This window comes from Allobosea sp. Root483D1, from assembly GCF_001429505.1.
Taxonomy (GTDB): Bacteria; Pseudomonadota; Alphaproteobacteria; order Rhizobiales; family Beijerinckiaceae; genus Allobosea.
In genome coordinates, this window is sequence record NZ_LMJW01000022.1 from 447,721 (window position 1) to 465,239 (window position 17,519).

The 17,519-nt window shown below is 67.2% G+C and carries 17 protein-coding genes and 2 tRNA genes; 12 read left to right on the plus strand and 7 right to left on the minus strand.

Annotated elements, in window-relative coordinates; translation table 11 throughout:
- Positions 1-51: 51 nt before the first annotated feature.
- Both ASE66_RS25015 and ppx read left to right on the plus strand, forming a co-directional pair.
- On the plus strand, positions 52-2,268 hold the full coding sequence (locus tag ASE66_RS25015; protein WP_057192445.1) for an RNA degradosome polyphosphate kinase: 2,217 nt from the start codon (positions 52-54) through the stop codon (positions 2,266-2,268).
- The gene (ppx, locus tag ASE66_RS25020) at positions 2,204-3,766 is read left to right on the plus strand and encodes an exopolyphosphatase (protein ID WP_082613720.1); all 1,563 of its coding nucleotides are present in this window, start codon (positions 2,204-2,206) and stop codon (positions 3,764-3,766) included. Before ASE66_RS25015 ends, ppx begins: the two co-directional genes overlap by 65 nt.
- Before the next feature lie 182 nt (positions 3,767-3,948).
- Here the strand turns inward: ppx and ASE66_RS25025 are convergent, their stop codons facing one another.
- Together ASE66_RS25025 and rnd are read right to left on the minus strand one after the other, a co-directional pair.
- Complete coding sequence (locus ASE66_RS25025) at positions 3,949-4,725, minus strand: DUF4239 domain-containing protein (protein ID WP_057192446.1); 777 nt, start codon at positions 4,723-4,725, stop codon at positions 3,949-3,951.
- A gap of 116 nt (positions 4,726-4,841) precedes the next feature.
- Positions 4,842-5,981, minus strand: coding sequence for a ribonuclease D (rnd, locus tag ASE66_RS25030; RefSeq protein ID WP_057192447.1), 1,140 nt, complete (start codon positions 5,979-5,981; stop codon positions 4,842-4,844).
- Between the two features lie 141 nt (positions 5,982-6,122).
- Here rnd and aspS point away from each other — a divergent pair, with 141 nt between their 5' ends.
- Genes aspS through ASE66_RS25050 form a run of 4 tightly spaced genes read left to right on the plus strand, consistent with a single transcriptional unit; the run spans position 6,123 to position 9,552 of the window.
- Positions 6,123-7,901 (plus strand): aspartate--tRNA ligase, encoded by a 1,779-nt coding sequence (aspS, locus tag ASE66_RS25035; RefSeq protein ID WP_057193375.1) that lies wholly within the window; start codon positions 6,123-6,125, stop codon positions 7,899-7,901.
- A gap of 6 nt (positions 7,902-7,907) precedes the next feature.
- A complete protein-coding gene (locus tag ASE66_RS25040; RefSeq protein ID WP_057192448.1) occupies positions 7,908-8,279 on the plus strand; it encodes a hypothetical protein in 372 nt (123 codons plus the stop codon).
- A 6-nt stretch (positions 8,280-8,285) separates the two neighbouring features.
- Positions 8,286-8,585: a hypothetical protein gene (locus ASE66_RS25045; RefSeq protein ID WP_057192449.1), complete on the plus strand. Its 300-nt coding sequence runs from the start codon at positions 8,286-8,288 to the stop codon at positions 8,583-8,585.
- A gap of 43 nt (positions 8,586-8,628) precedes the next feature.
- Positions 8,629-9,552, plus strand: a complete 924-nt coding sequence (locus ASE66_RS25050) for a glycosyltransferase family 2 protein (protein WP_057193377.1) — start codon at positions 8,629-8,631, stop codon at positions 9,550-9,552.
- Here the strand turns inward: ASE66_RS25050 and ASE66_RS25055 are convergent.
- The 3 genes from ASE66_RS25055 to ASE66_RS25065 form a co-directional block, all read right to left on the minus strand.
- A complete protein-coding gene (locus tag ASE66_RS25055; protein WP_057192450.1) occupies positions 9,518-10,336 on the minus strand; it encodes a class I SAM-dependent methyltransferase in 819 nt (272 codons plus the stop codon). The genes ASE66_RS25050 and ASE66_RS25055 overlap by 35 nt on opposite strands.
- Positions 10,337-10,418: 82 nt before the next feature.
- Positions 10,419-11,006 carry a CatB-related O-acetyltransferase gene (locus tag ASE66_RS25060; protein WP_057193378.1) on the minus strand — a complete coding sequence of 196 codons (588 nt, stop codon included), beginning with the start codon at positions 11,004-11,006 and terminating at the stop codon, positions 10,419-10,421.
- Positions 11,007-11,112: 106 nt separating this feature from the next.
- Entirely contained in the window at positions 11,113-13,017 is a 1,905-nt protein-coding gene (locus tag ASE66_RS25065; protein WP_156412320.1) for a hypothetical protein, read from the minus strand.
- Positions 13,018-13,299: 282 nt separating this feature from the next.
- Between ASE66_RS25065 and ASE66_RS25070 the strand changes: the two genes are divergently transcribed.
- Positions 13,300-13,785: a DUF192 domain-containing protein gene (locus tag ASE66_RS25070; protein ID WP_057193380.1), complete on the plus strand. Its 486-nt coding sequence runs from the start codon at positions 13,300-13,302 to the stop codon at positions 13,783-13,785.
- 28 nt (positions 13,786-13,813) lie between these two features.
- Here ASE66_RS25070 and ASE66_RS25075 read toward each other — a convergent pair whose 3' ends face one another.
- A complete protein-coding gene (locus ASE66_RS25075; RefSeq protein ID WP_057192452.1) occupies positions 13,814-14,530 on the minus strand; it encodes an IclR family transcriptional regulator in 717 nt (238 codons plus the stop codon).
- Between the two features lie 160 nt (positions 14,531-14,690).
- On the opposite strand from ASE66_RS25075, the gene ASE66_RS25080 reads away from it, so the two are divergent.
- The 5 genes from ASE66_RS25080 (at position 14,691) to ASE66_RS25100 (ending at position 17,304) form a co-directional block, all read left to right on the plus strand.
- Positions 14,691-15,485: a transporter substrate-binding domain-containing protein gene (locus tag ASE66_RS25080; protein WP_057192453.1), complete on the plus strand. Its 795-nt coding sequence runs from the start codon at positions 14,691-14,693 to the stop codon at positions 15,483-15,485.
- A gap of 12 nt (positions 15,486-15,497) precedes the next feature.
- Entirely contained in the window at positions 15,498-16,649 is a 1,152-nt protein-coding gene (locus ASE66_RS25085; protein WP_057192454.1) for a M24 family metallopeptidase, read from the plus strand.
- Between the two features lie 122 nt (positions 16,650-16,771).
- A tRNA-Pro gene (locus ASE66_RS25090) sits at positions 16,772-16,848 on the plus strand.
- Positions 16,849-16,879: 31 nt separating this feature from the next.
- Complete coding sequence (locus ASE66_RS25095) at positions 16,880-17,185, plus strand: ETC complex I subunit (protein WP_057192455.1); 306 nt, start codon at positions 16,880-16,882, stop codon at positions 17,183-17,185.
- Between the two features lie 42 nt (positions 17,186-17,227).
- Positions 17,228-17,304, plus strand: a tRNA-Arg gene (locus tag ASE66_RS25100).
- 8 nt (positions 17,305-17,312) lie between these two features.
- Here ASE66_RS25100 and ASE66_RS32250 read toward each other — a convergent pair.
- Positions 17,313-17,480, minus strand: coding sequence for a hypothetical protein (locus tag ASE66_RS32250; protein WP_156412321.1), 168 nt, complete (start codon positions 17,478-17,480; stop codon positions 17,313-17,315).
- Positions 17,481-17,519: the final 39 nt, after the last annotated feature.

Here is a 17,519-nt window from a genome sequence, read left to right on the forward strand (position 1 = left end):
GCTACAGGACCGGCAGTGGCACGAGCGGCGTCGACAGCGAGAGCGAAGCGAATGACCCAAGATGTGGCGGAAGCGCCGGTCCTGAAGGCTGTGGCCTCGGTGGCGACCGATACGGTTCTTCATCTGGACGAGGAGCTGCGGCAGTCGCCGAAGCGCTTCATGAACCGGGAGCTGTCCTGGTTGCAGTTCAACCGGCGGGTGATGGAGGAGGCCTCCAACCGCAACCATCCGCTGCTCGAGCAGCTGCGCTTCCTGTCGATCTCGGCGAACAATCTCGACGAGTTCTTCATGGTCCGCGTCTCCGGCCTGCGCGAGCAGCTCAAGGCCGGCGTGGTGACGCCGAGCCAGGATGGCTTGAGCCCGGCCGAGCAGCTCACGGCGCTAGGCGAGGCGGTCTCGGCACTGACCAGCGACCAGCAGACCCGCTGGATCGAACTCAAGCACGATCTCGAGGCGAACCGGATCATGCTGCTGCGGCCGGCCGATATCGGCGCACAGGACCGCATCTGGCTGGAAGATCGCTTCCTGCACTATGTCTTCCCGGTGCTGACGCCGCTGGCGATCGACCCGGCCCACCCGTTCCCCTTCATTCCCAATCTCGGCTTCACCATCGCGCTGGCGCTGGAGCGCATCAGCGACGGGCGTGCGCTCGACGCGCTGATCCGCGTCCCCGGCAAGGTCGAGCGCTTTATCGAACTGCCCGATCTCGCCCGCGAAGGCGTCCAGCGCTTCATCATGCTGGAGGATCTGGTTGCGCTCTTCATCGGCAAGCTCTTCCCCGGCTACGAGGTCAAGGGCACCGGCTCCTTCCGCATCATCCGCGACTCCGATCTCGACATCGAGGAGGAGGCAGAGGACCTGGTCCGCGTCTTCGAGACCATGCTGAAGCAGCGCCGTCGCGGCGTCGTCATCCGGCTCGAGCTCCACTCCGACACGCCGGAGCATCTGCGCAAGCTGATCATCCGCGAACTCAAGGTCGATCCCGACGAGATCGTCGTCGTCGAGGGCATGATCGGCCTGAACGAGCTCTCCCAGCTCGTCGGCGTCGACCGGCCTGATCTCAAGTTCAAGCCCTACAATGCCCGCTTTCCCGAGCGCATCCGCGAGCATGGTGGCGACTGCTTCGCCGCCATCCGCCAGAAGGACCTGATCGTCCACCACCCCTATGAGAGCTTCGACGTCGTCGTGCAGTTCCTGCAGCAGGCGGCGCGCGACCCCAACGTGGTCGCGATCAAGCAGACGCTCTACCGCACCTCATCGAACTCGCCGATCGTCCAGGCGCTGGCGGAAGCGGCCGAGGCCGGCAAGTCGGTCACCGCGCTGGTCGAGCTCAAGGCGCGCTTCGACGAAGAGGCGAACATCCGCTGGGCCAAGGATCTGGAGCGCGCCGGCGTTCAGGTCGTCTACGGCTTCATCGAGCTCAAGACCCATGCCAAGCTCTCGATGGTGGTGCGCCGCGAGGCCGGCCAGTTTGCGACCTATTGCCATATCGCGACCGGCAACTACCATCCGATCACGGCGCGCATCTATACCGACGTCTCCTTCTTCACCGCCGATCCGGTGATGGCGCAGGATGTCGCCCGCATCTTCAACTTCATCACCGGCTATGCCGAGCCGGCCGAGCTCGAGCGCATGGCCGTCTCCCCGGTCAACCTGAAGCAGCGCCTGCTCGACGACATCGCCGAGGAGGTCGCGCATGCGAAGGCGGGCCGCAAGGGCGCGATCTGGGGCAAGTGTAATTCGCTGGTCGATCCCGAGATCATCGATGCGCTCTATGACGCCAGTCAGGCCGGCGTGCAGATCGATTTCGTCGTGCGCGGCATCTGCTGCCTCAGGCCGGGCGTGCCGGGCCTCTCCGATAATATCCGCGTCAAGTCGATCGTCGGGCGTTTCCTCGAGCATACCCGGGTCTATGCCTTCGGCGCCGGCCATGGCATGCCCTCGGCCAAGGCCAAGCTCTACATCTCCTCCGCCGATCTGATGCCACGCAATCTCGACCGCCGCGTCGAGGCCCTGACGCCGATCCTGAACGCGACTGTCCACCAGCAAATGCTCGAACAGATCATGCTGGCGAACTTTCTCGACAACGAACAGAGCTGGACCATCTTGCCCGATGGCGGCTCGCGACGCATTGTCCCGCCGTCGGCCGAAGAGTCGTTCAACGCCCACAAGTATTTCATGACGAACCCGAGCCTGTCTGGTCGTGGAAAATCTCTCTCGAGTTCGAGCCCGCGCAGCCTCTCCCGCCGCGCCAGCAAGAAGGCCTGAGCCGGCGCCGGGCCGGCTGAGCTTCGGCGACTCCGTCGCGATCATCGACATCGGCTCGAACTCGGTCCGTCTCGTCGTCTATGAGAACCTGTCGCGGGCTCCCGCGCAGGTCTTCAACGAGAAGGAGATGGCGGGCCTCGGCCGGCAGGTCGCCTCGACCGGCATGCTGGCGGCTGACGCGATCGGCAAGGCGCTCTCGGCGCTGGTGCGCTTCCGCATCCTCTGCGAGGCGATGCATGTCGGTGAGCTCAGGGTCATCGCCACGGCGGCGGCCCGCTATGCTTCGAACGGTCCCGATTTCATCGCAAGCGCCGAAGCGGCGGTCGGCCAGGCGATCGAGCTGATCTCGGGCGACCGCGAGGCGTATCTCTCGGCGCTTGGCGTGATCTCCGGCTTCGACCAGCCGCATGGCGTCGTCGGCGACCTCGGCGGCGGCTCGCTCGAGCTCATCTCGGTGGATGGCGACCAGGTCGGGGAGGGGATCAGCCTGCCGCTCGGCGGACTCGCGCTGATCGACCGCTCCGGGAACTCGATGAAGACGGCCGAGAAGATCGTCCGCGACGACCTCGACCATCACCCGCAGCTCGCCGCCATGCGCGGGCGCGACTTCTACGCCGTCGGCGGCACCTGGCGCGCGCTGGCGACACTGCATCAGCGCCAGTCGGGCTATCCGCTCAACGTTATGCACGGCTATATCGTGCCGGCCCGCGAGGCGAGCGACTTCGTTCGCCTGGTCGAGCGCGCCGACGCCTCGATGCTCGAAGCGATCGAGGCGGTCTCCTCCGCCCGGCGCCCGCTGCTCGCCTATGGCGCGCTGGTGCTCGACCAGATCATCAAGCGCGGCCGGCCGCGCAATGTCGTGATCTCAGCCAATGGCGTGCGCGAAGGCCTGCTGCACGAGCAGCTCGACAAGGGCGAGCGCTCGGCCGATGCGCTGCTGCGCGGTGCCGAGGACTATAACCAACTGCGTGCCCGCGATCCGCGCCACGCCGCCGATCTGATCGCGTGGATCGAGCGGCTCGTCGCTGGGGCCTATCCGCACGACGATCCGGCGCTGCAGCGGCTGCAGCTCGCCGCCTGCCTGCTCTCCGATATCGGCTGGCGCGCCCATCCCGACTATCGCGGCGAGCAGACGCTCAACGTCATCGCCCACGCCTCGTTCAGCGGGGTCGATCATCCCGGCCGCGCCTTTCTCGCGCTGACGGCGTTCTATCGCTATGCGGGCTTGAAGGCATCGGCGCCAGCAGCCGAGAACTTGCGACGGCTGTTGACGACGCGCCTGCTCGAGCGCATCCAGATTCTCGCCGCGGCCTTCCGGGTCGCCTATCTGATCTCGGCCGGCATGCCGGGCATCCTGTCGCGGGCCCCGCTTGCCTGCGTCGACAGCCGCCTCGTCCTGCGCCTGCCGGATGATCTGAGGTCGCTGGCGAGCGAGCGCGTCACGGGGCGGCTGAAGCAGCTCGCCAAGCTGCTTGGGCGCGAGATCGACATCCGCTGAGCGGAAAGCCCTGATCTAAGGCATGCGCTGATTTCCCACGGACCACCCTCGTCATCCTGGCGAGCGAAGCTCGACCTGGAATCCATGGTAGAGATCCGGAGCCCCTACGATGGATCCCGGAGCTGCGCCGCTACGAGGCTTGTCCAGGATGACGGCGGGGGTCCGGGTAAGATCGGCGGGATCTAGCGCGTCACCAACCCCTGAAACGCGGTCGGCTGGATCGATATCCGGCCGATGAACGGTCGGTCATGCGCCAGGATGACGAAATAGGCGGCCGAGACCACCAGCACATAGAGATGCGCGGCCACGATCTGCATGCGGAAGGCATGGCTGTTGCAGATGATGATCGAGAGCATGGTCGCCGTCGAGATCAGCCACATGGCGCACCATTGCGCCCAGGTGATGCCGGCTATCGAGGCTGCGAGCCTTGCGAGGCGCGCGTGGCGGATTTCGAGAAGCTGGTTGAGCAGCGGCGCATAGGCCACCACCGCATTCTGCCGGGAGACCAGCTGGATCGCGCCGAGCAGATGTTTTTCCGATCGGTCGAAGATCGCATCGTTCAGGGGGGTGCTTTTGGCCATCGCTGGCCAATCGACCGCGATGACCTCGCGCAGATATTCCTGCAGCCCCGCGGTCAGCTCGGATCGCGTCTCTTCCGGTAACACCACCGATAGCGTCAGCGCGGTCTCCACCGCATCCGCTTCGCGCTGGACCGCAGTCCGCGCAGAAACGGCATCGTTCCAGATGCCGGCGGCGGAGAAGGCGACGATCAGCGCAAACAGGCCCCCGCAGGTGTTGATGATGGAATCGCGGATCGGCAGCGGCTCGCGCAGCCGGTAGCCAAGGTGCGGGATGGCGAAGCGGACGAGGCCGATCAGAATCCAGCAGGCCGCGACGCTCAGCGCCAGGACGGCGAGGAACATCGCCGGCAGCGGCAGTTGATGGAACAGGATGAACACGTCGCCCCCAGGAAGCTGCCAGCCATCTGCCGGCACTCAAACGATGGCAGCAGACCTCAGCTCGGTCCCGGCGGACAAGTCCATTCTTCCGAAAGCCGAGGACAACCGTCCCAGCTCTAGCCGACCGTGACCCGTCCGCGCACGATCCTGAGCGAGAGCGAGCCGTTCTTCAGTGCCAGAGCCTTCTCGCCGAAGATCTCGCGGCGCCAGCCGTGCAGCGCCGGAACGTCGGCCTCGTCATTGCCGGCGATCTCCTCGAGATCGTCGCTGGAGGCGATGATCTTCGGCGCGACGCGCTCGGTATCGGCGGTCGCCTTGAGCAAGACCTTGAGCAGGTCGAGCACGGCGCCGTTGCCCTGGCGGCCGCGCTCGCGCTCGAGCCGGGGCAGGCTGTGCGGATCGAGTGCCAGGGCGCGTTCGACCGCTGCCAGGACCTCGCCGCCGGCGCGCGAGCGCTCGAAGCCGTTCGGCACCGAGCGCAGCTCGCCGAGTGCCTCGGCCGAGCGTGGGGCGCGCTGGACGATATCCATGAGCGCATCGTCCTTGAGCACGCGCTGGCGCGGCACGTCGCGATGCTGCGCCTCGCGTTCGCGCCAGGCGGCGAGCTCCATCAGAACCGCCAGCTCCTTCGGCTTGCGCAGGCGGCCCTTGAGCCGCTGCCAGGCGTTCTCGGGCTTGACCTCGTAGGTGCCGGGCGAGTTCAGCACCGCCATCTCCTCGGCGACCCAGCTTTCGCGACCGCTCGCCGCGAGATCGGCCTGCAGCGCGAGGTAGATGTCGCGCAGATGCGTCACGTCCGATTCGGCATAGACCAGCTGCGCCTCGCTGAGCGGCCGGCGCGACCAGTCGGTGAAGCGCGAGGACTTGTCGACCCGCGCCTTGGCGAGGTCGTTGACGAGCTGTTCATAGCCGACCGAGTCGCCATAGCCGCAGACCATGGCTGCGACCTGCGTATCGAACAGCGGCGTCGGCAGCACCCGGCCGAGCATCCAGACGATTTCGAGGTCCTGCCGGGCGGCATGGAAGACCTTGACCACGTTCTGGTCGGTCATCAGCGCCATCAAAGGCGCAAGATCGAGGCCCTCAGCCAGCGGGTCGACCATCACGGCCTCGTCCGGCGAGGCCATCTGGACCAGGCAGAGCTTCGGGTAATAGGTCGTCTCGCGCAGAAACTCCGTGTCGACGGTGACGAACGGATGCAGGGCGAGGCGGGAGCAGGCGGAGGCGAGCTCTTCGGTCGTGGAGATAAGCTTCATGGCCGGCGCTCATAGCAGATCAATGCGCGCCATGTCGCGGGCGTTCTTGACAAGCAAGCCGCACGCGTGTGGTTACGGCGCCAAATCGCTTGCGTGCCTGCCATCGGCCGCATGGACGCCCGGAAAGCTGAACCCGTGACCTTGCACCGCTACCGTTCCCACACCTGCGGCGCGCTCCGCGAGAGCGACATCGGCGCCTCCGTGCGTCTGTCCGGCTGGTGCCATCGCATCCGCGACCATGGCGGCGTGCTGTTCATCGACCTGCGCGACCATTACGGCCTGACCCAGGTCGTGGTCGATCCGGATTCGCCGGCCTTCGCCGATGCCGAGAAGGCACGCGCCGAATGGGTCATCCGCATCGACGGCAAGGTCAAGGCGCGCTTCGCCGGCACCGAGAACGCCAATCTCGCCACCGGCGCCGTCGAGGTCTTCGCAACCACGATCGAAGTGCTGGGGCCGTCGGCCGAGCTGCCGCTGCCGGTCTTCGGCGATCTCGAATATCCCGAGGATACCCGCCTCAAATACCGCTTCCTCGATTTGCGCCGCGAGAAGCTGCACAACAACATCATGCTGCGCGGCAAGGTGATCGACTCGCTGCGCCAGCGCATGAAGACGTCCGGCTTCTCGGAGTTCCAGACGCCGATCCTGACGGCGTCCTCGCCCGAGGGCGCGCGTGACTTCCTGGTGCCGAGCCGTCTGCATGCGGGCAAGTTCTACGCCCTGCCGCAGGCGCCGCAGCAGTACAAGCAGCTCCTGATGATGGCGGGCTTCGACCGCTACTTCCAGATCGCGCCCTGCTTCCGCGACGAGGACCCGCGCGCCGACCGCCTGCCGGGCGAGTTCTACCAGCTCGACGTCGAGATGAGCTTCGTCGAGCAGGAGGACGTGTTCGCGACGATGGAGCCGGTGATCGCCGGCGTCTTCGAAGAGTTCGGCGAGGGCAAGTCCGTCACCAAGAACTGGCCGCGCATCCCCTATGCCGAGGCGCTTCGGAAGTATGGCTCCGACAAGCCGGACCTGCGCAACCCGATCGAGATGCAGGACGTCTCCGAGCATTTCCGCGGCTCGGGCTTCAAGGTCTTCGCCCGCATCCTCGAGGGCGAGAAGAACCGCGTCTGGGCGATTCCCGCGCCGGGCGGCGGCTCGCGTGCCTTCTGCGACCGGATGAACTCCTGGGCGCAGGGCGAGGGCCAGCCTGGGCTGGGCTACCTGATGGTCAAGGAAGGCGGCGAAGGGCAGGGCCCGATCGCCAACAACATCGGCCCTGAGCGCGTCGCGGCGATCGTCGCCCAGATGGGGCTCAATGCAGGTGACGCCTGCTTCTTCGTCGCGGGCGATCCCGACAAGTTCTACAAGTTCGCCGGCAGCGCCCGGAACAAGGTCGGCTCCGAGCTCGGGCTGATCGACGAGAACGCCTTCGCCTTCGCCTGGATCGTCGACTTCCCGATGTTCGAGTACAACGAGGACGAGAAGAAGGTCGACTTCTCGCACAACCCGTTCTCGATGCCGCAGGGCGGCCTGAAGTCGCTGATCGAGGACGATCCGCTCTCGATCAAGGCCTTCCAGTACGACATCGCCTGCAACGGCTACGAGCTCGCCTCCGGCGGCATCCGCAACCATCGCCCCGAGGCGATGGTGAAAGCCTTCGAGATCGCCGGCTATGGCGAGGAGACCGTGATCGAGCGCTTCGGCGGCATGTATCGCGCCTTCCAATACGGCGCGCCGCCGCATGGCGGCATGGCCGCGGGCGTCGATCGCATCATCATGCTGCTCGCCGGTGCGACGAACCTGCGCGAGGTCGCGCTGTTCCCGATGAACCAGCAGGCGGTCGACCTCTTGATGGGCGCGCCGTCGCCGGCGAGCCCAAAGCAGCTGCGCGAGGCGCATCTGCGCGTCAACCTGCCCGAGAAGGACGCCTGAGCGACCATGGCCTACCTGCCTGCCGGGCGAGCGCTGCTGCTCGCCTGTTTCGTCGCGCTGCCGCTCGGCGCCTGCGTTGCCAGTCATGCCGATACTGCCGCCGGCCGCGCCTCGCTGCTGGCGACGACGGTGTCGCGCGCCGTCGCCTGCAAGGCCGGCTCGCCGCAACGCACGACGCTGGACCGCTTCATCGCCGCCGAGAAGGCGCGCGGGACGAGCGACGATCAGCTCGCGGCCGCGCGTTCGGCCTATGTCTCGGTCTCCGAGGCCGAGACGATCAATCAGGACGTCCGCCCGCAGCCCTGCACCGTCGAAGAGCGGGCGGCCCTGCGCGGCAAGATGAAAGATGTCCGCGCCGGCCGCTTCGAGGCGCCCTGATCGTCGATGACTACCCTGAAGCCTTGCCTCGTCGCGCTCGCGGCTGCGAGCCTCGCCGGCTGCATCGCTGCCCGGCCGGTGCCGGGCACGCCCGAATTCACCGCCGCGCAGGTCTCGCGCGCCTATGATTGCGGGCTGAGGGTCGATCGCAGCGGCATCATCGCGCGCCTGCCCGCCGAGCAGCGCGGCCGCTTCGTCACCGCCAATGCGAGCTATGCGGTGAAGTCCTACAACGCGCCGCGCCGCTGCGAGATGCAGGAGCGCGAGCGGCTGCAGCAGGAGCTACGCCTAGGGGCCCGGCGCTGATCGCCTCTTGCTTCGCGCGGCTCATCTCGCGCAGAAGCAGGCCATGAGTCTTTCCCCCGCAGACGTCACCGCCATCGTCGTCAGCTTCGACAGCGCGCAGGTGCTGCCGGCTTGCCTGTCCGCGCTGGCGGGCGAGGGGGTGGGGGCCATCGTCGTCGACAATGCCAGCGGCGACGCCTCAGTAGAGATCGCGGTGCGGCACGGGGCGCGGGTCCTGCGCAACGACCGCAACGAGGGCTATGGCCGGGCCAACAACCAGGGCGCACGTGCCGCGACGACGCCCTTCATCCTGATCGTCAACCCCGATCTCGAAATGCAGCCGGGCGCAGTCGCGGCCCTGCTGGCGGCGGCAGAGGCCTATCCGGACGCTGCCGCCTTCGCACCGCGCCTGGTCGAGCCGTCGGGCCGTGTCTTCCTGCAGCCGCGCTCGCTGCTCTCGCCCGATCATCTCAACCGGGCGCGCCGGATCGTCCTGCCGGAAGGAGATGCCTGCCTGCCCTTCCTGTCGGGCGCCTGCCTGTTGCTGCGGCGCGAGGTCTTCGTAGGCCTCGGTGGCTTCGATCCGGCGATCTTCCTGTTCTACGAGGATGACGATCTCTGCCGCCGCCTGCGCGAGGCGGGGCATGCACTGATCCATGTCGATGGTGCCGGCGCACGCCACGGCCGCGGCAAGTCCAGCGCACCGTCGCCGCAGCGCCGCTTCACGGCGCGCTGGCATCTCGCCTGGTCGCAATACCATGTCGCGCACAAATGGGGGCTGCCGCTGCCCGGTCTTGGCAAGGTCGCCGAAAACCTCGCAAAGGCAATCGGTTACGGCCTTATCCTGAATCGCGACAAGATGTACGCCCATGCCGGTTCGGCCCTGGGCGCGCTCGCCGGCCGCGCCGGCCGCAGCGCACTGGTGCAGCAGGGGCTGAGCGAGCAGCCGCTGCTCAGAGATGCAGATCCTTCATCGGCGTGGCGATGATCCGGCGGATCTCGCGCAGCTGACGCATGACGAGCCGGCCCTTGCGCATGAAGGTGTTCGACCCGGCCAGCAGTTCCGTCTCGCGCGCGGCGAAGGCTGCCTTGCCGGACTGGGCCGGGATCGGGCTGAGCGCAGCGGGCGAATCGGCGAGGCCGGCGGCGTTGATCTCGGACAGCGCCGGCTCGGTGCCGCGCAGGCTCTTGCCGATCGCGATCCGCGCCGCGTCGAGGCGGCTCTGGCCTGCGTCGAGCACCGGCTTCTGCATCACCGCGCTCGAATCGCGCCACTGGATGCCCTTGCGATAGGCCGGCACCCATTGCACCTGCGCCTCGAGCAGGTTCAGCCCGGCATAGCGGGCGAGCGCCGGGAAGGCGTCATCGTAGAAGCGCCAGCAATCGACCGGGAAGCGATGGCGCGGCCCGCCGCCGGGCGAGGTGATGAAGGCGAGGCCATTGCCCTTCAGCACGCGGGAGATCTCCAGGATCGTGATCCAGAAATACTCGGCGTGCTCGAAGACCTCGGAACAGGTGACGACATCGACGGAGCCGGTGGCGATCTCCTTCCAGTCGTAGGGATCGGCGACGGCGACGTCGACATTCAGCCCCGGCTCGATGTCCATGCCGACCAGCGTCCAGGCCGGATTGCCCATCACGTCGCGATTGGACAGCGACTGGCCGTCGACGATGGCGGAGCCGACATCGAGCACCGTGAGGGGGGTCGTCTCGACATCGGCGAGATAGGCCTTGCGGAAGACCCGCGCCTTGTCGTTCGCGGAGGCGTGCATGAAACCGTCCAGATCGCTTGGGATATTGCTGAGGAACCTCGGCAGCAGCCTCTAGCCGAGGCGACCGGCGTTCTCCACTGATTTATGGCGCGGCGCCGGGCAGATTCTCGACCTGCTCCGACAGGAGTGTCGGAATGAGCCGCCTGACCTCGACCTCCGGCAGCAGCCACCATTCGCTGCGCAGCAGCGCGGCGATGCGCTCCTCGCTCATCCGGTAGCGCACCACGCGGGCCGGGTTGCCGGCGACGATCGCATAGGGCGGTACATCCTTGGTCACGACCGCGCGGGCCGCCACCACCGCGCCATGGCCGATGGTGACGCCGGAGAGGATCAGCGCCTGCGAGCCCAGCCAGACGTCATGGCCGATGACGGTGTCGCCGCGCGAGACATGGCTGCCGTCGAGGCCGATGGATTCCGGCCAGAGACGAGGCAAAGCAGGGAACGGGTAGGTCGTCACCCATTCGGTGCGGTGATTGCCGCCGAGCATGATCTCGACGCCGTCGGCGATCGAGCAATAGCGGCCGATCGAGAGATTCGAGCCGCTCACCGCGAAACGCACCTTCGGCCGGCCATAGGTATAGGCGCCGATCGCGACCTGCCCCGGCCGGCGCGCGATCAGGTCAGCCAGATAGAGACGGGTCTGGTTGTGTGGGTTGAACCAGCGGCGCAAAAAGCTGCGTGGGCCGGTCGGGAGACCGGCCCACCAGATGGCGAGGGCACCCGGACGCCAATCGGCGTCCGGAGCAGGCAGATTCGACGAGCTCAATGCGGCAACCTCACTCCGCCGTGGCGTTGACGTCGATCTTGTCGAAGATTTCCGTCGGCTCGCCAAGCGCGATCACGTCGGCGAGGCCGAGCCCGGCCGGCGTCTTGGCCGTGGCCTTGACGGTCAGGATGCCGGGCTTGGCGACGAAGCGGGCGACCGCGTTGGCCAGCGCCTTGGCGCCGTCCGACGGCCCCAGGATCGCGGCGAGGCCGAGGCTCGCCATCATCCCGTATTCACGCCGGACGTCCTCGGCCTTGCGCTTCGACTTCTTCGCCTCGTTCTCGATCAGCTTCTCCGCCAGGCCGAGATTCTGCAGCTTGAGCTCGACATTCTTGGCGGTGGCGCCGAGCAGCGCGACCTGCGCGAGGGCAAGGTCACCGGTGAAGATCTCCTTGCCGATATTGCCGAGCGTGCCGGTGGCGTCGAGCCTGGCCATGCCGACGCCGCCGAGCGAGAGCGTGCGGATGGCGAACTCCTTGCTCGCCTCCTGCCAGGCAAGGGAGAGCTTCGCCGAGAGGTCGATATTGCGATAGCCCATCGCCAGCAGGTCCTTAGCGGCGGGGTTGTCGGCGCTCTCAATGATCGGGAAGGTGATCTTGTCGAGCGTCAGCGCCATGTCGGTCGGGATGCCGTTGAGCTGCTCGCCGGCCTTGAGCTCGAAGCTGCCGAGACCGATCTGCATCGGCGGGCCGGCCGGGCGGCCGCGTTTGCCGTCCTGCGGCACGCTCATCTGCACGCTGCTCATCTTGACCGTGCCCAGCTTCGGGATGAAGCGGCGGAAGTCGAGCGTCTTGATGTCGACCGCGGAGGCGGCGACGGCCTTGATCTCGCGGATGACGCCCTCCAGCGAGAAGCCGGAATAGCCGATGAGGCCGATCGTGCCCTTGGCGCCGCCGCCTTCGAACTGCAGGCCCTCGATGGCGACGCCCGACTTCTCCGGCGCGTCCTCGCCGAAGGCGATGCGCGAGAAGCGCATGTCGACCGGCTCGGACTTGGCACCGGGCTTGGGCGGCGTCTTCAGCGACATCACGATGTCGCGGATCTCGCCGCTGCCATAGTCGACGGCGTCGAAGATCTCGGCCATGGCGACGAGCAGCTTGCGGTCGCGCGCCTCGCTGATCGCCGGGTCTTCCTTGCTGTTGAGGTTGCGCGAGGCCTTCTCCGATTCATCGCTCAGCTCGGCGATGCGCGCCAGGAGCTCGCCCATCGGCTCGGAGGCGACGCGCGCCTTGAAGCCGCGCAGCGAGGCCTTGCCGGAGGTGATCCTGCCCTGCTCGCCAAGGTCGAGGACGTAGCCGTCCAGCTCCATCTTGCCGATGATCGGCTGCAGCGGCGTCGTCTCGCCGGCTTTCGCCTTCTCGCCGAAGATGCGCGCGATCTGCATCAGGTCCAGCACTTCGAAGCTGGTGCGCTTGATCTCGCCGTTCATCGGGCCGGTGGCGGCGCCTTCGACCTTGATCGTGCCATCGCTCGATTCGCCGCGCCCGATCCGGCCTTCGCGGATGTCGGAGAACTTGATGTTGCGATAGGTCGTGACCTGCTTCTGCGGGCCGAAAGTCTGCTCCATCACCAGGGTCGGCGCACTGATCTCGTCGGCGTTGAGCTTGCCGAGGCGCGCGATCACGCTCTCGCCGGGCTGAACCGCCTGGCTCGCGCCGGCGATGGCCCCGGCCACGCCACCCGCCGGGGCGCCGCTCGTGCTGGACAACAGGAGCGCCCGGAAGCTCTCGCGGTTGAGCGGAGCGCCCTTCACGTCGAGCTTCGGGATCGACAGAACGAACTTGCCGAAGTCGAGCTTCAGGTTGTCGAGCTGGAAGTCGTCGGCGGAGGCGGGCCCCGCCAGGAGGAGGAGCAGAAGCCCCGCCGCAGGCAGCGGCCGGGAGCTGGCGAGGCGTCGGCCGGGCGAAATCGTCATGGTGGTCTCCTGAAGCATCGTCGGGGCCCGCGAGCGCATAGTCCGGGCCAAGCTCCGATTGGCGGCGCCAGAGGCGAATTCGCCGACAGCTCGGCGATCCGTTTCCGGTTGGAAGTCGGCGCCGACCCTGCCGCAAGGCGATGACGAAAGAAAGATGGCGCGCTTGCGAGTTCGGCGAAATGCTTGACGAAACAGCACCGCTTCGTGCCTTTGGCCGCAGAACCGCCACGAGGCTGCGGCAAGGCTGCGGCGGGGATGGCCTGTCGGGCGTGAGGCGCGATGATGTCTTTAGTTGAACGTTTGCTGCGGGGCATCTTTGCCGCCGCGCTGGTCGTCGGCGCCTTCGCCATGCTGCCCACAGCCGCCGAAGCGCAGAATGCGCAGGCCAGCGGCCTGGAGCCGCTCACCATTGTCACGACCTCGGGCCGCCATGCCTTCCAGGTCGAGGTGATGCGCACCCCGGACCAGAGAGCGCGCGGGCTGATGCACCGCCAGTTCATGCCGGCCGATCGCGGCATGCTCTTCGACTTCAAGCAGGTCGAGCCCGTCGCGATGTGGATGCAGAACACCTACATCTCGCTCGACATGCTGTTCATCCGCGCCGACGGCACGGTCGCCCGCGTCGCCGAGCGGGCCGAGCCGCTCTCGACCCGAACGATTCCGTCCGGCGAGCCTGTGCTCTCGGTGCTCGAACTCAATGCCGGCATCGCCGAGAAGCTCGGGATCAAGCCCGGCGACAAGGTCGAGCACCCGCTGTTCAAGCGCTGATGTCTTTTTTGGGCCGGGCGCCTCCGGGTCAGCCCAGCTCTCCGGCGATGTCGCGGCAGGTGGCGAGCAGCGCTGCCAGCGCCTCGCGATGCTGCGGACTGGCTTCGCGCCGGTTCAGATAGGGCACGACGATGCTCGCGATCGCCTGGCCCTTGCGATCGAGGATCGGCGCGCTGATGTCGGTCACGCCGACGACGTCGTGGCTGTCTGCGATCAGGAAGCCGTCCGCCGCGATCGCCGACAGGTCCGGGGCGGAACCGGCGCCGTCCCGGAAGGCGAGGATGACCTGGCCTGAGGTCGAGGCGGAAGCGGGCCGGCGATAGCCCAGCCTCAGCGTGAAGTTGATGTCGCCCGGCCCGGCCGCGCTGACGATGACCACGGTTTCGCCTTTGCTCAGCACGACCAGATGCGAGGATTGGCCGATCTGTTCGCTCAGGGCTTCCAGCGCGGGCGTCGCGACCTCGACCAGGTCGCGGGCGCGCGGCACCCGCATGCCGAGCTCGAACAGGCGGTTGCTGAGCGAGATCTCGTCGCTCGCCGGATCGCGGCTGAGGTAGCCGCGCTCGATCAGCACGAACAGCATCCGGAAGATCTCGTTCTTCGAGCGCCCCAGCCGCTCTGCGATCGCACGCGCCGAAAGCGGCGTCTGCGCCATCGCCAGCAACTCGATGATCTCCAAACCCTTTTCCAGCGCGGGCGCCGGATAGGGACGGGCGGGGGCATCGGAAGCGGTCTCGGCCGTCATCGCGCGTCTCCGATTTGATTTATTAGCGAAGCTTGACTGCATATACGAAACCGATAGCATTCCGCTAGGTCATTGCTGCGGCTGCCGGGGAGGGCAGGTGCGGTCGACCCGGCCGGTCGCAGAAGCGGCCGGCGACAACGGACAAAATCGGGGGAGCATCATGAGACGCGGTTTCAGATCGGCGTTCTTCGCCATCCTTGCCCTGTCGGCCGGGCTGATCGCCAGCCTGGAGGCCCATGCGGACAAGCTCGGCGACATCCTGTCCAAGGGCGTGGTGCGCATCACCGTCTTCGCCGACGTACCGCCCTTCGGCATGATGAACGCCAATCGCGAGCTCGAAGGCTTCGACGTCGACATGGCCAAGCTGGTCGCCAAGTCGCTCGGCGTGAAGCTGGAGCTCGTGCCGGTGCCCGCGGCGAGCCGCATCCCGTTCCTGCTCACCGACAAGTCCGACATGAACATCGCGGCGATGTCGATCACCGCCGAACGGGCGCGCCAGGTGATGTTCAGCGCGCCCTATGCCGACACCGCGCTCGCCGTCTATGGCGCGAAGGCACTGGCGGTGAAATCGGGCGCCGATCTCGGCAAAAACCGCATCGCCGTCGCCAAGGGCACGACCGAGGACCTCGTCCTCTCGGCGCTGGCGCCGTCGGCCGACATCATGCGCACCGAGGACAATGCGACGGCGGTGCAGGCCTATCTCTCCGGCCATGCGCAACTGCTCGCCGCCAACAGCGTCGTCGTGGTCGAGCTCGCCAAGCAGAACCCGGCCAAGGAGTTCGACTTCAAGTTCGCCCTGCGGCGCGCGCCCGCCCACATCACGATCCGGCGCGGCGAGCACGATTTGCTGCGCTGGCTCGACACGCTGATCTTCCAGAGCACGCTGAACGGCGATCTCGACGAGCTCCACAGGAAGTGGCTCGGCGGGCCGATGCAGCCGCTGCCGGCGCTCTGAAAGCGGCAGGAGATGTCACGGCACGATTTCGCGGTCGAGGAGTTCGCGGGGCGACGTGCCCGCGTCCGGCGGGCGATGGCGGAGAAGGAGCTGGACTGGCTCGTGCTCTTCCACCCCGTCTCAATCCGCTGGCTGACCGGCTCGGACGCCAAGAGCTACCAGGAGTTCCAGTGCCTGCTGGTTCCCGCGGGGGATGGACCGCTGGCGATGATGGCGCGCGAGGGCGAGCGCGCCGAGATCCTCGACGATGCGCTGGTCGACCGGCTCGAAACCTTCGGCGGCAACGAGAACGAGGACCCGCTGCCGCGATTCGCCCGCCTCGCCGACGAATTCGGCCTGCTGGCGGGCCGCGTCGGCGTCGAGGTACCGGCCTATTATCTCCACCCGCATCATCACATCGCGATCCGCGATTTCTTCGGCTCGGCCTTCGTCGAGGCGACCAATCTCGTCCACGATCTCAGCCTGGTGAAGTCGCCGGCCGAGCTCGGCTATGTCAGGCAGGCGGCGGCGATCGCGGACGAGGCGCTCACGGTCTTCGGCGCGGCGCTGCGTCCCGGGCGCAGCGAGCTCGAGATCGCCGGCGAGGTCTATGGCGCGCTGCTGGCGCGCGGCAGCGGCCTCGCCGCGAGTCCGATCAATCTCGTCTCCGGCGAGCGCTCCTGCTACAGCCACGGCGCGCCGACCGAACGCCGGCTGCAGCCCGGCGATTATGGCAGCATCGAATACGGCGCGACTTTCCGGCGCTACACCGCGACGCTCGGCCGGCAGTTCTGCCTCGGCGAGCCGACTGCCAGGATGCGCGAGCTCTACGAGATCGTCCGCCGTGCCTGCGATGCCTGCATCGCCGAGATTCGCGACGGTGCCCCCGCGACCGCACCGCACGAGGCGGCCAGGCGCGTGATCGGCGAGGCCGGCCTCGAGCATGGCCGCGTCCACACCTCCGGCTACGGGCTGGCGCCCGGCTTTCCGCCGAGCTGGGGCGAGCCGATGCACATGATCGGCGGCAGCGGCTACACGCTGCGCGCCGGCATGGTCGTCAGCGTCGAGCCCCCGGTCTTCCTGCATGACGAGCGGCTGGGCGCACGCATCATCGACAACGTCCTCGTCACCCGCGACGGCTGCGAATTGCTGTCGCGCAGATCGCGGGATCTGATCGTCATTTAGACGCTGCGGCGCCGCAAGATGTTCCCATCCCGCCAGTTCGATGCTATTGCGTAGCGCGTCGCTTCGCCTCGCAAGGGCGCTGCGGCGGTTCGGTGAGTGATTCCATGCACTTGCAGGACGTTCGGGGTATAGCGCAGCCCGGTAGCGCATCTGCTTTGGGAGCAGAGGGTCCCAGGTTCGAATCCTGGTGCCCCGACCATTTTAGGCTTTGCCGGAAGGCGAGGGGAAGCATGACGGCACGGATCTATTCGCCGGCGCGCAACGCGATGCAGTCCGGCACGGCCAAGACCGGCCGCTGGCTGCTGGAATACGAGCCGGAGCGGCCGCGCGAAATCGAGCCGCTGATGGGCTGGACCTCGTCGGGCGACATGAAGAGCCAGCTCAGGCTCTGGTTCGACACGGCCGAGGAGGCGGTCGCCTATGCGACGCGCAACGGCATCGCCTATCGCCTGGAGCAGCCGCATCAGGCCAAGCGCCGCACCATGACCTATTCGGACAATTTCAAGTTCAACCGCGTCGGCCAGTGGACGCATTGAAGTTCAAGTGAACGGCGGATACCAAGCCCGCCGTTTCCTTCAGGGCCCGTAGCTCAGCTGGATAGAGCAGCAGCCTTCTAAGCTGCTGGTCACAGGTTCGAATCCTGTCGGGCTCGCCACTGCTTCTTCACTCCTGCGCCTCGTCGCGGCGCAGCTCGAAAGCCAGCATGGCTTCCGCAAGTGCCTCCAGCTCGCGCTCTTTCTCCCTGCTGTCCGGCGCGGCATTGAGCTCGGTCACGCGCTGCTGGGCCTGTTCGTAGTCCTCGTCGGTGTGAACCGCGATCGGGCTCTTCATGATCCTGTTCCTTTCGGCCTGCACCGACGTTTCCTTGCA